Origin of the sequence: Gordonia alkanivorans NBRC 16433 (assembly GCF_000225505.1) — a bacterium.
In the GTDB taxonomy this organism is placed as follows: Bacteria; Actinomycetota; Actinomycetes; order Mycobacteriales; family Mycobacteriaceae; genus Gordonia; species Gordonia alkanivorans.
Genome location: NZ_BACI01000023.1, coordinates 1 through 13,238, shown reverse-complemented (window position 1 = coordinate 13,238; position 13,238 = coordinate 1). Strand labels below are relative to the sequence as shown.

13 protein-coding genes and 1 tRNA gene are annotated in these 13,238 nt (G+C 67.9%); 7 read left to right on the top strand and 7 right to left on the bottom strand.

Going from position 1 to position 13,238, the window contains the following annotated elements:
• Positions 1 to 130: 130 nt before the first annotated feature.
• The gene (locus tag GOALK_RS03140; RefSeq protein ID WP_006357340.1) at positions 131 to 1,918 is read right to left on the bottom strand and encodes a DEAD/DEAH box helicase; all 1,788 of its coding nucleotides are present in this window, start codon (positions 1,916 to 1,918) and stop codon (positions 131 to 133) included.
• A gap of 234 nt (positions 1,919 to 2,152) precedes the next feature.
• Between GOALK_RS03140 and GOALK_RS03135 the strand changes: the two genes are divergently transcribed.
• The 4 genes from GOALK_RS03135 to GOALK_RS03120 all read left to right on the top strand — a co-directional run bounded on the left by GOALK_RS03135 (position 2,153) and on the right by GOALK_RS03120 (position 7,316).
• Positions 2,153 to 3,940 carry an AMP-dependent synthetase/ligase gene (locus GOALK_RS03135; protein ID WP_006357339.1) on the top strand — a complete coding sequence of 596 codons (1,788 nt, stop codon included), beginning with the start codon at positions 2,153 to 2,155 and terminating at the stop codon, positions 3,938 to 3,940.
• Positions 3,941 to 4,111: 171 nt separating this feature from the next.
• On the top strand, positions 4,112 to 5,260 hold the full coding sequence (gene opgC / locus GOALK_RS03130) for an OpgC domain-containing protein (protein ID WP_006357338.1): 1,149 nt from the start codon (positions 4,112 to 4,114) through the stop codon (positions 5,258 to 5,260).
• Complete coding sequence (locus GOALK_RS03125) at positions 5,257 to 6,447, top strand: trans-sulfuration enzyme family protein (RefSeq protein WP_006357337.1); 1,191 nt, start codon at positions 5,257 to 5,259, stop codon at positions 6,445 to 6,447. Before opgC ends, GOALK_RS03125 begins: the two co-directional genes overlap by 4 nt.
• Before the next feature lie 53 nt (positions 6,448 to 6,500).
• Positions 6,501 to 7,316 carry a DUF1206 domain-containing protein gene (locus GOALK_RS03120; RefSeq protein WP_006357336.1) on the top strand — a complete coding sequence of 272 codons (816 nt, stop codon included), beginning with the start codon at positions 6,501 to 6,503 and terminating at the stop codon, positions 7,314 to 7,316.
• 10 nt (positions 7,317 to 7,326) lie between these two features.
• On the opposite strand, the gene GOALK_RS03115 is transcribed toward GOALK_RS03120, so the two are convergent.
• Complete coding sequence (locus GOALK_RS03115) at positions 7,327 to 8,865, bottom strand: DUF7782 domain-containing protein (RefSeq protein ID WP_006357335.1); 1,539 nt, start codon at positions 8,863 to 8,865, stop codon at positions 7,327 to 7,329.
• A gap of 50 nt (positions 8,866 to 8,915) precedes the next feature.
• Positions 8,916 to 9,632: an HNH endonuclease family protein gene (locus GOALK_RS03110; RefSeq protein ID WP_006357334.1), complete on the bottom strand. Its 717-nt coding sequence runs from the start codon at positions 9,630 to 9,632 to the stop codon at positions 8,916 to 8,918.
• Between the two features lie 343 nt (positions 9,633 to 9,975).
• Here GOALK_RS03110 and GOALK_RS23810 point away from each other — a divergent pair, with 343 nt between their 5' ends.
• A complete protein-coding gene (locus tag GOALK_RS23810; RefSeq protein ID WP_035750928.1) occupies positions 9,976 to 10,563 on the top strand; it encodes a hypothetical protein in 588 nt (195 codons plus the stop codon).
• A gap of 43 nt (positions 10,564 to 10,606) precedes the next feature.
• Here the strand turns inward: GOALK_RS23810 and GOALK_RS03100 are convergent.
• Positions 10,607 to 10,688, bottom strand: a tRNA-Leu gene (locus GOALK_RS03100).
• Positions 10,689 to 10,785: 97 nt separating this feature from the next.
• Here GOALK_RS03100 and GOALK_RS03095 point away from each other — a divergent pair.
• Together GOALK_RS03095 and GOALK_RS03090 are read left to right on the top strand one after the other, a co-directional pair.
• Positions 10,786 to 11,214, top strand: coding sequence for a glucitol operon activator (locus tag GOALK_RS03095; RefSeq protein ID WP_035750838.1), 429 nt, complete (start codon positions 10,786 to 10,788; stop codon positions 11,212 to 11,214).
• On the top strand, positions 11,211 to 11,561 hold the full coding sequence (locus GOALK_RS03090; protein ID WP_006357331.1) for a DUF3817 domain-containing protein: 351 nt from the start codon (positions 11,211 to 11,213) through the stop codon (positions 11,559 to 11,561). The genes GOALK_RS03095 and GOALK_RS03090 overlap by 4 nt, the downstream gene beginning before the upstream one ends.
• On the opposite strand, the gene rdgB is transcribed toward GOALK_RS03090, so the two are convergent.
• The 3 genes from rdgB to GOALK_RS03075 form a co-directional block, all read right to left on the bottom strand.
• Entirely contained in the window at positions 11,551 to 12,171 is a 621-nt protein-coding gene (gene rdgB / locus GOALK_RS03085) for an RdgB/HAM1 family non-canonical purine NTP pyrophosphatase (RefSeq protein WP_006357330.1), read from the bottom strand. The two genes, GOALK_RS03090 and rdgB, sit on opposite strands and share 11 nt — an antisense overlap.
• Positions 12,171 to 12,926 (bottom strand): ribonuclease PH, encoded by a 756-nt coding sequence (gene rph / locus GOALK_RS03080; RefSeq protein ID WP_006357329.1) that lies wholly within the window; start codon positions 12,924 to 12,926, stop codon positions 12,171 to 12,173. The genes rdgB and rph overlap by 1 nt, the downstream gene beginning before the upstream one ends.
• A gap of 57 nt (positions 12,927 to 12,983) precedes the next feature.
• Positions 12,984 to 13,238, bottom strand: a 255-nt coding sequence (locus GOALK_RS03075) for an MBL fold metallo-hydrolase (RefSeq protein WP_006357328.1), incomplete at its 5' end; no start/stop codon positions are given.

Here is a 13,238-nt window from a genome sequence, read left to right as displayed (position 1 = left end):
CCCGCACGCACGAAATGGACACCTTGAAGACCCCCGTCTCCAAGGTTACGGAATGATCTCGGTTTGACAAGTTCCGTCACCACATTGCGGCACGCACGGCGAGCGAAACCGACTCAGGTCGATACGGCGATCAGGACCGGCGACCGCGTCCGGCGACCCGCGGCGAAGGCCGCTTGCCGCCGAAGTTGTCGCGACGACCGTCGCGGCCACCCTGCGGCCCGCCACGCTTGCCCCCGCGACCCCGCGGCGCACCCATGTCCTTGCGGATGTCGATCGGGTTCTTCCCGATCTTGGTGTGGCGGAGCTGGGACAGCGTCTCGTTGTCGAGATCGTCGGGCAACTCGACGAGGCTGAAGTCGTCGCGGATGCTGATGTTGCCGAAGTCCGCGCGGGTGAGACCGCCCTCGTTGGCGATCGCACCGACGATCGCTCCCGGGGAGACCTTGTGCTTGCGGCCGACCGCGATGCGATAGGTGGCGAAGCTCGCGCCGGGACGACGCGGGGTGCGCTCCCGCTGTTCACGGTTCGCCCGCTTCTCCGACTCCGGCGGATCCGGGGTCAGCAGGAACCCGCCGTCGCGCGTCTCGAGGGCCAGCGCGGCGGCGATGTCGGCCATGGCCACATCGTTGTCGCGGGCGTAGTTCTCGATGAGTCCGCGGAACAGGTCCAGGTTGTCCGAGGACAGGTTCTGGGTGATCGACTCGCCGAACTTCGCGACACGCTGCGCGTTCACGTCGTCGACGCTGGGCAGCCCGATCTCGGTGAGCTCCTGGCGCGTCGCCCGCTCGATCGCCCGTAGCAGGTGGCGCTCACGCGGCGAGACGAACAGCAGCGCGTTGCCCGAACGGCCGGCGCGGCCGGTGCGTCCGATCCGGTGCACGTACGACTCGGTGTCGTGCGGGATGTCGTAGTTGACGACATGCGAGATGCGGTCGACGTCGAGGCCGCGGGCGGCCACGTCGGTTGCCACGAGGATGTCGATCGAGCCGTTCTTGAGCTGGTTGATGGTCCGCTCACGCTGTGCCTGCGCGAGGTCACCGTTGATGGCGACCGCGGAGAGTCCGCGTGAACGGAGCTTCTCCGCGAGTTCCTCGGTCGCCTGCTTGGTACGGACGAACACGATCATCGCGTCGAATTCCTCGACCTCGAGGAATCGGGTCAGCGCGTCGAGTTTGCGCTGGTGGGACACCTGCAGATAGCGCTGTGTGATGTTCTGCGCGGTCGCCGTCTTGGACTTGACCGTGATCTCTTGCGGTGACTTCAGGTAGCGCTGGGCGAGCCGGCGGATCGAGCTGGGCATGGTCGCGGAGAACAGCGCGACCTGCTTGGTGTCCGGAGTCTCGGCGAGGATGCGTTCGACGTCCTCGGCGAAGCCCATCGTGAGCATCTCGTCGGCCTCGTCGAGCACGAGGAACTCGAGTCCGGAGATGTCGAGGGTCTTCTTGTCGAGGTGGTCGATCACTCGACCGGGCGTACCCACGATCACCTGAGCACCGCGGCGCAGACCCGCGAGCTGCACACCGTAGGACTGTCCGCCGTAGATCGGCAGGACCTTGACCTCGGGCATGTGCGCGGAGTAGCGGCCGAAGGCCTCCGACACCTGCAGGGCGAGCTCACGCGTCGGTGCGAGGATCAGCGCCTGCGGTGTGCGCGCAGAGGTGTCGAGCCTGGAGAGGATCGGGATCGCGAAGGCCGCGGTCTTGCCGGTACCGGTCTGCGCGAGGCCGACGACGTCGCGGCCGGCCATCAGCGGCGGGATCGTGGCGGCCTGGATCGGCGAGGGGGTTTCGTAGCCGACGTCGGTGATCGCGGCACGGACTCGTGACTCGATCTCCAGGTCGTCGAAAGAATCGCCGGGGATGTCTTGTGCAGGGGTGTCAGCCGGCGCGCCGTGCTCGCCTTGTTCGGAAGTACTCATGCGCGGGTCTCATTCATCGCACTCAACTGTAATCGCCCGACCCCGGAAAGTAGGCATCGTGCCATGACCGCGTCACAACTGGCAGCTGAACTGGTAATACAGCACTACGATGAGCGCGTGTGATGCATCACACGAATACTGGTACTGTCAGTGCCACTCAAATGGCGTCGTCCCCGGTCACCGGGTAGTCGGCGCCGGATATGTCCAGATCAGCAAGTCCGTCTCAGGAGTGCCATGCAGCAGCAGTACGCCACCCCGTCCGATCTCACGATCGACGACAAGGCGAACCTCGTCGACTCGATCCTCAAGTATCGGACCGAGCGACCCACGATGCCTCTTTTCCGCAAGCGCTCCCACAATCAGTGGATCAACGTCACGGCGAAGCACTTCGCGGACGAGGTCGACGCGGTGGCCAAGGGACTCATCGCCTCGGGCGTGGAGCCCGGGGACCGCGTGGCGATCCTGGCGTCGACGCGGTACGAGTGGACCGTCCTCGACTACGCCATCTGGCGTGCAGGGGCATGCACCGTCGCCATCTACGAGACCTCGGCCCCCGACCAGGTGCAGTGGATCCTCGAGGATTCGGCGGCCAAGCTCCTCATCGTCGAGAACCACGAGCACTACACCAAGCACATCCGGGTGATCGACGAGACGCCGACGCTCAAGGAGACCCTGGTCATCGATGACCACGCATTCCCGACGCTGACCAAGCGCGGCGCGACCGTCGCCGACGACGAGCTCGATCGCCGCCATGCGAACTCGCTGTCCACCGATGCCGCGACCCTGATCTACACCTCGGGAACCACCGGCCGCCCGAAGGGTGTCCTGCTCACCCACGCCAACTTCATGGCCGAGTGTGCCGCCACCCGCGATGCGGTCGGCGCCGGCCTGGCCGAGGGCAAGACCACCCTCCTGTTCCTGCCGCTCGCGCACGTCTTGGCGCGCATCATCGCGGTGGCCAGCGTGGAGAACGGGGTCATCCTGGGTCACACCAACGACATCACGAACCTCGTCAACGACTTCGCGGTGTTCAAGCCGCACTACGTGCTGTCGGTGCCGCGCGTGTTCGAGAAGGTCTACAACTCGGCCAAGCAGAAGGCCTACGACGGCGGCAAGGGCTCGATCTTCGAGAAGGCCACCGATACCGCCATCGAGTACAGCAAGGCCATGGAGAGCGGCAAGGTCGGCCTCGGTCTGAAGCTCCGCCACGCGCTGTTCGACAAGCTGGTCTACGGCAAGCTCCGCGCCGCCCTCGGCGGGCAGTGTGAGGGTGCGATCTCCGGCGGAGCCCCGCTCGGCGCCCGGCTCGGCCACTTCTTCCGCGGTGTCGGCATCCCCGTCTACGAGGGTTACGGCCTGTCGGAGACCACCGCGGCGGTCACCGCCAACAACGAGGAGAACCAGAAGGTCGGTTCGGTCGGACGCCCCGTTCCCGGTGTGACCGTCGCGATCGCCGACGACGGCGAGATCCTGCTCAAGGGACCCGTGGTCTTCAGCGGCTACTGGCGCAACGAGGCCGCGACCGCGGATGCGATCCGCGACGGCTGGTTCCACACCGGTGACATCGGCACCCTCGACGACGGCTACCTCTTCATCACCGGCCGCAAGAAGGAACTGATCGTGACCGCGGGCGGCAAGAACGTCTCCCCCGCTCAGCTCGAGGACTCGATCCGCGCCCATCCGATGGTCAGCCAGTGCCTGGTGGTCGGCGACAACAAGCCGTTCATCGCCGCGCTGATCACCATCGACCCCGAGGCCGTGCCGGGCTGGCTGGAGCGTCACAACCTGCCCGCCGACACCCCGCTCTCGGAGCTGATCGAGAACGAGGATCTCAAGGCCGAGATCGACGCGGCGGTCAAGGAGGCCAACTCGAAGGTCTCCAACGCCGAGGCGATCAAGAAGTTCACCATCCTCGACACCGACTTCTCGATCGAGACCGGTGAGCTGACGCCGACGCTGAAGCTCAAGCGCAACGTCATCCACGACGCGCACAAGCAGGCGATCGCCGACCTCTACACATAGAAGCGCCGCCTCGAGGCGATTCAGGTCACGACTCACCGCGGCCCGGGATGACTCCGGGTCGCGGTGAGTTCTATCTTCAGATCAATGTCTTCACACACAGGGTCTGGGAACCGAGTGTCGGGAAACCGAGATCTCGCCATCGACGCCACGCGAGGAGTGGCGATCTGGAGCATGGTCACCGCACACTTCGCCACCGATTCCCCGTTGGCCTCGCCCACACACGCCTTTCCGTACGTGGACGGGATGTCGGCGTTCGTCATGCTCTCGGGCATCGTGCTGGGCCTCGTGTACCAGCGCTGGGTCACCCGTCACGGGCTGCGGTACGCCTACGTCCGCCTGGCCAAGCGCATCGCGGTCCTCTACGTCTGTCAGCTGACGATCGCGCTCGTCGCCGTCGCGGCCGCGCTCGAGGGCCACCGCTGGCTGACGCTCCTGCTCCCGGTCGACGGCTGGGCCGACGGGATCTGGCTGTCGGTCACGATGCAGTACCTGCCGAGCGGCGGGAACATCCTGCTCCTCTACATGGTGCTGATGATGTCCGCGTTCGCCCTGTTCCCGCTTCTGCAGCGCGGCTGGTGGGCGTGGATCCTCGCCGCGTCGCTGACGTTGTACGCGGTTTCGCTGGTCTGGTCGCCCGACTGGTTCTACCTCAGCGCCTACCAGGCGGCCCCGCACATCCAGAACGTCGCGGGATGGCAGATCATGTTCATCCCGTCGGTGGTCATCGGCTGGAACTGGTCGCGATGGAGTGTCCCCGAGTTCGTCGACCGCTGGCTCGTCGTCATCGTCGCCGTGGCGGTGACGGTCGCACTGTTCTTCCACTACGGCATCGCCGCCGGCCCGTGGGCGCACCTCGAACCCGCCTTCGCCGACAAGCTGGACTTCCGGCCCGCGCGTGCCATCGGCGCCTACCTGGTGATCCCCGCCCTCTACGGGATGTTCCGCTTGTTGCTGCGCTGGTGGCATCACGACTGGCTGCGCCCGCTGGTCATGACCGGCACCCGAAGCCTCGACTCCTACGTCATCCAGGCGATCGCGCTGGTCATCGTCCCGATTCACATCGCGCACCGGCCGTGGGACACGCTCACGATGCAGGCCGTCGCGCTGCTGGTTTTCGGCATCTGCTGGGTGTGGGCGGAGTTCCGGTACTTCACGCACATCGACAAGCTGCACAAGGTCCCTGGACGGGTCGCCCGAGGTGTCCTGCCAGGCCGCGACAACACCGCGCCGGGGTTCGGCGACGGGTCCGCTCTCGACGTCGACGTCGAACCCGGTGTGCCGACCGGCGAGCAGCCGCAACCGATAGGAGCCCGCGCATGACCGGAGAAGTGCAGCCCGGGGAGATGACACGCAGCGTGCACGCCGGGAACGACTCGTCGGGTCCGTCGGTGCGCACGCCCATCACGATGGCGAACTCGTATCACCTGCCGCCCGAGCCGGAACAGATCAGCTGGTCGGGTACCGAGCAGCTCTTCTACACCCGCAACACCGGCGCCAACCAGGTTGCCCTGCAGGACAAGCTCGCCGCGCTCGAGGAGGCCGAGGACGCGGTCGTCCTGGCCTCCGGTGTCGCCGCGCTGCACGCGGTCTTCTTCACCTTCCTCTCCACCGGCGACCACGTCGTCGTCTCGGACACCACCTACGAGGCGACGTGGAAGCTGTGGGCGGAGCTGTTGCCGAAGAAGTACGGAATCGAGGCGACCTTCGTCGACATCACCGACCCCGAGAACGTCCGCGCGGCGCTGCGTCCCGACACGCGACTCGTGGCCGTCGAGACGATCGCGAATCCGACGACCAAGGTCGGGGACATCGCGGCGCTGGCCGACATCGCCCACACCGCCGACGCCCTGCTGCTCGTCGACTCGACCTTCACCCCGCCGCCGCTGTACCGGCCACTCGGCGACGGCGCCGACCTCGTCGTGCATTCGCTGACCAAGTACATCAACGGTCACGGTGACGCGATGGGCGGCGCGGTGCTCGGCCGCTCCGACCTGATCGGCCGCATCAAGGAGCAGGCGATGGTCGACGTCGGCGGCGTGATCTCACCGTTCAACGCGTGGCTGATCGCCCGTGGTGCCATCACCCTGCCGCTGCGGCTCGCCCAGCACCAGCGCACCGCCGAACGCGTCGCCACCTTCCTCGACGGGGATCCGCGTGTCGCCTTCGTGCGCTACCCCGGCCTCGCCTCCCATCCCGAGCACGACTTGGCGGTTCACCAGTTCGGCGGACGCGGGTTCGGCGCGATGATGGCGTTCGCCGTGCGCGGGGACTCGGCGACCCAGAACCGTTTCGTCGGGGCGCTGCAGGTGATCACGTCGGCGGTGTCGCTCGGCCACGACGAGTCGCTGATCGTCCACGTCGGACCCGACGGCCCGCGGGTGGCGGCATATCCGGAACCGTTCCGGCAGTGGGGCCATCTCCGTTTCTCCGTCGGCCTGGAGGACGCCGATGACCTGATCGCCGACATCTCCCGGGCTCTCGACGCAACGTTCCCGGACGGCGACTGAGCGCGCGTATCGTTCGAAACGTCGGCGCTCACCGCCGACGGGAGGCGGCGAGGATGTCAGGCAACCAGGTAACCGGCGCGGTCGATCGCGCCACCGACAGTCCGTGGTTCCAGCGCGGGGCACGCGCCGGGCACGCCGTCAGCGGACTCGTCCACCTGCTCATCGCGTACATCGTCGTTCGGCTCGCCTTCGGCGAGGGCGGAAACGCCGACCAGTCCGGGGCCCTGGGCATCTTCGCCGGGAACACCGGGGGCCGCATCGTGCTCTGGATCGCGGCCGTCGCCTTCGTGGCACTCGCCCTGTGGCGAGTCGCCGAGGCCATCGTCGGCCCGCACGCCACCGAACCCGGCCGGGACAACGACGGCGCAGAGGACTGGCTCGACCGCGGTAAGGCATTGTCGCTGGCCGTCGTCTACGCCGGATTCGCCTGGACGGCAGTGCGATTCGCGATGGGCAGCGGCCAGTCGAGTGGCCAGCAGAATACCGGACTCACCGCTCGTCTGATGGAATCCGGTGCCGGCAAGTTCGTCGTGGTGGTCGCCGGCCTGATCATCATCGGCGTCGGTGTCTACCACGTGTACAAGGGTGCGAGCCGGAACTTCCTCGACGACCTCAAGACCCACGACCGCGCGGCGACCATCGCCGGGGTGGTCGGTTACTGCGGCAAGGGCCTCGTGCTCGTCGGCACCGGCATCCTGGTTCTCGTCGCGGTGGCCACCTCGGACCCGTCGAAGGCGAGCGGGATCGACGGCACGGTCAAGTCCCTGGCCGCCCTCCCCGCGGGGCAGGTGCTGATGATCCTGGCCGCGATAGGTATCGCCGGCTACGGCGTGTATTGCTACTGGCTCACCCGGTACGCACGGATGTGACCGCCGGTCCTCAGTCCGCCTCGTAGAGGATTCCGCGTCCGATGGCCTCCCGGACCACCGGCAGTGCGGCGGTGGCCAACGCCTCGGCGTCGACGCCGTGAAAGTCGGCGAGCAACTCGATCAAGGTCTGCAGGGGAACCTGTCCGCGACATCCGGCGAGTAATGCGCGGGACACCTCGTCGACGCCGAGGACCGCGCCCGGACCTCCGGGGCGGCGCACGGCGGCACCGACCTGTTGCCAGCCGTCCTCGCCGGGTAGCGAATGTTCTTCGAGCATCACCGGCGCGACCGAGAGCCGCTTGTCCAGCAGCTCCGCGTCGGAGGTCTCGCGTAGGTACCGGCGGCGGGCCAGGAAGGCCTGCGCCTCGGGACCGGTGACCTCTTCGCCCGCTCCGGTGATCTCTTCGATGACGACGTCGGGCTCCCGGTCCTCCCCCGCCTCCGGCGCGCGAACGGTGATGGAGCCCATGCCGATCGCGACGATGTCGTTGTCGTCGAACCACTCCAGCCACTGCTCCCCGCGCCGGGCAGCGGCAGCCTCGTCCTCGCCGGCATCGGAGAGCCACAGCGACACATAGCTGATCGGATCAGCCGCCTCCCGCTGGACGACCCAGGCGTCGAGACCCGTCCCGTCCAGCCAGCCGCCCACCCGGTCACGCCAGTCCGCACCGTCGGTGATGATCCAGTTGGCCAGGATCTGGGCGGTGCCGCCCGGGTTCAGGTGAGCAGGCAACTCGCGGATGAGCTGCTCGCACAGCGCATCTCCGACGACACCCGAGTCACGATAGATGTAGTCCTGGCTGCCGGTCCCGACGACGAACGGCGGGTTGGACACGATGAGGTCGAAGCGCTCCCCCGTCACGGGCTCGAACATGCTGCCCGCCCGCAGATCCCACGACATCCCGTTCAGGCGCGCGGTCGCCCGGGCCAGCGCCAGTGCCCGCTCGTTGGTGTCGGTGGCGACGATCTCGTCGCAGTGCGAGTTCAGGTGCAGCGCCTGGATGCCGCACCCCGTGCCGATGTCGAGGGCGCGTCGTGCTGGTTCACGAATGATCGCGCGTGCGAGAGACATCGAGGCCCCACCGATTCCGAGTACGTGGTCGCGGGCGACGGGACCCGATCGCATGGCGGCGTCCTGGTCGGCGACGACGAGGAAGTCGTGGGTTTCGTCGGCGTGCGGGCGGATGTCGAGGCTCGCGCGGATCGCTCCCTCGTCGATCCGGGTGAGTACTCCCTGGGCGACGAGTGCGTCGACGCCGGCTGTCGGAAACGCCTGCGCGACGAGGTTTTCGGGTTCGTCCGACCCGAGCAGGAAGAGCCTGATGAGGGTGGCGAGTCGCGACTCGCCCTCGTCGCCGTCGCGCTGTTCCTCCGCAGTCGCGGCCGACGCGGGCCACCACACGCCGCGTAGCAGGGCGGCGTGGACCTCGTCACCGAGGAGTTCGGTGACACCGTCGGTCGTGTAGGCCGCGGCGCGGAGGTCGGCACCCAGGGCGTCGACGACGGAATAGTCGGTCAGCGGATGAAGGGAGGAAGGTGGCGCCGTCACGCACCTGAGGCTACTCACCGTGACTGGCCGGGATCGCTCCGTCCCTCGCGTCAGCAGTCGGACAGCACTCGGGACATCGCGTCCCGTTCCGCCGCAGTGACCCAGAGACCGTAGGCCTTCTTGACCTCGATCTGGCGGCTGACGTAGGTGCATCGATACGCCTTGTTCGGAGGCAGCCAGGTGGCCGCATCGCCGGCGCCCTTGCGCTGGTTCACCGTTCCGTCGACCGCCTGCAGATTCCGCGGGTCGTTGGCGAACTCGAGACGGCGACGCGCATCCCACTGCGCCGCGCCCTTCTGCCAGGCGTCCGACAGCGCGACGACGTGGTCGATCTGAACGAGCGCCGACGTGTCCTGGCCGCGGGTGAACGGCAGGGTCGTGCCGGAGTAGGCGTCGACGAGCGTCCCCGACAGCACGCGACACCCGTCGGCGTGCAGGGTGACGTCGACGAGGTCACGGCGCAGGACGTCCTCCCGGGTCCGACACCCGTTGCGGCCGAACTGCACATCGACCGCGTCGTCCCAGGCCGAGCCGAACTCCGCCCGCGAGTATCCCGTCTTCGGCGCCCGACCCTTCACCGCCAGCGAGTCCAGATCGGCGTGGGCCCGGTTCACCGGCGCCGGCGTCGACGACGGTGTCGAGAACGGAAGCGACGGAACCGAAGCCGCACCCGGGGCGGGCGCTGTCTCCGGAGCCGATTCCGATTGGAGCAGACCGAGTGCACCGAGCACGGCAAGCAGAACGACCACTCCGATTCCCGGCAGCACCGCCCGACGTCTCACCCCGGCATCGTTGCACGCGTCCCCGACACCGAGCCGACGTGCCCGGTGACTGGCGAACCTCGCTTCGACCTGCAGACGTCGGCCGAAGTCTGCAGGTCGAAGCGAGGTTCGCCGGTGGTGGCTCGCGGGTCGTCGGCGTTTCCGGAGCCGAGGCGCCGACACCTAACGATTTCGGAACGACAATCCCGGGGTGGCAACGATTCGGTCCCATTCGGGATGACAACCCTCCGGTTCAGTATGATCACCCCTACGACCGGGTCAAACGTGCCACTTGGGTGCGTCCGGCCGCCCGGAGATCACACTCCCTGACCGGAAGGACGGCAACGCCATGAGCGCACCGGAGAGCAGCGCCGATCGCGAGATCGACGCGGTGGACACGGAGAACGACGCCGTAGATGCCGATCTGCAGGCCGCCGACGAGGACGCGACGGTCGAGGTCGACGCCCTGGAGGACGAGGACGCCACCGTCGAGATCTCCCCCGACGAGGTCGTCGCCACAGAGGACTCCGCCGAGGAGCCCGCTGTAGAAGACTCCGCCGAGGATGTCGCTGCCGAAGACGTTGCGGTCGAGGAAACCGCCGCCGTCGACGATGCGGCCCCGGTCGAAGAAGCCCCGCTTGACGAGGAAACTCTCGACAAGCCCATAGAGGCCGACACCCACGGAGAACTCGCCGACGCCGCGGACCTCGAAGGTCTGCACGTGTCGTCGCGGGTTCGTGTCACTCTCGAGGACGGCACCACGCGTGAGGGGGAGATCGTCGACGACTTCGCCGACCTCGCTCCCGGCGACCAGACCGTCGAGGCACGGATTGACGAGGATCACATCGCCCGCTTGCGGCGCTGGGCGATCTCGACCGACGATCACGACATAGTCTTCGCCGACGACGATGCCGTCGAGCTCCTGAGCGTTTCGTAGAACAAGTTGTGCGCCACTTGCGCACAATTTCCACGAGATCCGGTGCGCGAGGGGGGACTTGAACCCCCACGTCCGTAGACACTGGAACCTAAATCCAGCGCGTCTGCCAATTCCGCCACTCGCGCTCGGTGCGTTCCCGACGTGGAACCGGGCTCCGCACTGTAACCGCGACCACCCTACCGGCCGCGTTTTGATCATCGCAGGCCAGGTACCTTGAAAGGTATGTCCTCGTCCCCCCGTCGCACACATCGGCCGGCGCTCGTGGTGCTGACCGTGGTCGCCGCGGTGGCGTGCCTGGTCCTCGCCTGGTGGCAGTGGTCGCGCTTCGAGTCGGCCTCCGGCAGCGGCCAGAACCTCGGCTACGCGCTGCAGTGGCCGGCCTTCGCGGTCGCGGTCATCTACGCCTACCGACGCTTCGTCGTCCTCGAGAGCGACCCGGAGGAGGCACGCAAGGCCGCCGCGGACGCCCGCGCCGCGGCCGAGATCCCCGAGGGCATCCTCCCCGAGCGCCCGACGACGCCGAGCGCGGCGTCGTTGATCAACGATCACGACCCGGTCAAGGACGCGGCGCTCATCGAATACAACCGCTACCTGGCCGAGCTCAGATCGGCAGACACCCCCGACGCCCCGTCATCGAAAGGCCCGCAGTGACCGAGACCGCATCCACCGCTTCTGCTCCCACCGCACCGGTGGAGAAGGTCCGCGGGGCCCTGTTGAGGTACCGCGTCCTGGCCTGGATCACCGGTATCTGGCTGCTACTGCTCGTCGCCGAGCTGATCCTGGCGTACGGATTCGACAACAAGGCGCTCGACTTCGTGCCGATCGTCCACGGCTGGGTCTACTTCGTCTACCTGATCATGGCGGTCGACCTGGCGATCAAGGTGCGCTGGCCCGCGGGCAAGACGATCATCACCGCGATCGCCGGCACCATTCCGTTCCTGTCCTTCTGGTTCGAGCACAAGCGCACCCAGGAAGTGAAGGCGCAGTTCAACCTCTAGCGGCGAGCTCCCGCAGCGCCGGCACCAGTTGCGCCAGCGCCTTGCCGCGGTGGCTCAGCGAATCCTTCTCCTCCGGCGTGAGTTCGGCCGACGACCGGCCGGCCGCGAGCTCGTCGTCGGGCGCGAACAGCGGGTCGTAGCCGAAGCCGTTCGGTCCGCGCTCGGCGCGCAGCACCCGTCCGCGCCACTCCCCGCGCACGACCGTCTCGGTCCCGTCCGGCAGCACCAACGCGCACGCCGACACGAATGCCGCGCCGCGTCGTTCGTCGGGGGTGTCCGACAGCTGCGCCAGCAACAGCGTGTTGTTGGCCGGATCGTCGCCGTGAGCACCCGACCAGCGCGCCGACAGCACCCCGGGCATCCCGTTCAGTGCGTCCACCGAGATCCCGGAATCATCCGCGAGACAGGGCAATCCGGTGGCGCGTGCACCCGAGCGCGCCTTGATCAGCGCGTTCTCCTCGAAGGTCGCGCCGTCCTCGGGCTCCTCCGGGTACTCGGGCACGGCGTCGAGGCCGAGGATCTCCAGGCCGGTGATCCCGGCGGCGTCGACGACACGCTGCAGCTCGGCGAGCTTCTTGCGATTGCGGCTCGCGAGCAGGACCTTCGACATCAGGCGTTGCCCGGCAGCTGACCCGGGTACGGCTCGGCGAGCACGGCGCGCTGCGCCTCGAACAGCTTCTGGGTACCGATCGCAGCGACGTCGAGGAGCGCGTCGAGGGTCGACCGTGCGAAGGTCGCGCCCTCGCCGGTGCCCTGCACCTCGACGAGGGTGCCGGCGTCGGTGGCGACGACGTTCATGTCGACCTCAGCCCGCGAGTCCTCTTCGTACGGAAGGTCGAGACGCACCCGGCCGTCGACGACGCCCACGCTCACCGCGGCGATCGCGCACGAAAGCGGTTGCGGGTCGGCCAGTTTGCCGGCGGCACGCAGGTAGGTCACCGCGTCGGCGAGCGCCACGTAGGCGCCGGTGATCGCGGCGGTGCGGGTGCCGCCGTCGGCCTGCAGGACGTCGCAGTCGAGCGCGATGGTGTTCTCCCCCAGGGCGGCGAGGTCGATGCAGGCGCGCAGCGACCGGCCGACGAGCCGGCTGATCTCGTGGGTTCGGCCACCGATCTTGCCCTTGACCGATTCGCGCTTGTTCCGCTCGTGCGTCGCGGCAGGGAGCATCGAGTACTCGGCGGTGAGCCAGCCCAGGCCCGAACCACGACGCCACGGCGGGACGCCCTCGGTGACACTCGCGGTGCACATCACGCGGGTCTGTCCGAACTCCACCAGCACCGATCCCGCGGGGTGGCTGGTGAAGCCACGGGTGAAGGAGATGGGACGCAGTTCGTCGTCGGCTCGGCCGTCAGCTCGTGTGGTCACGGCTCCAACTGTAACGACCGTGGTCGGACGGCATGTGACCCGCTCGACCCCGGCCCGCTAGGCGAGATCGATGACCTGTCCCTGACGTACGAGATCGACCGGCCCCGAGAACGTGCTGCGTGCCTCGGCGAGGATCTCCGCCGAATCGGTCCACGGCGCGACGTGGGTGATCGCGAGCGCACGCACGTTGGCCTTGGTCGCGGCCTCCCCCGCCTCGATACCGGACATGTGCAGGTCCGGCGGACGTTCCGACGGGGCGTGGGTCCACGACGCCTCGCACAGGAACAGGTCCGCGTCGGCGGCGAGATCGAT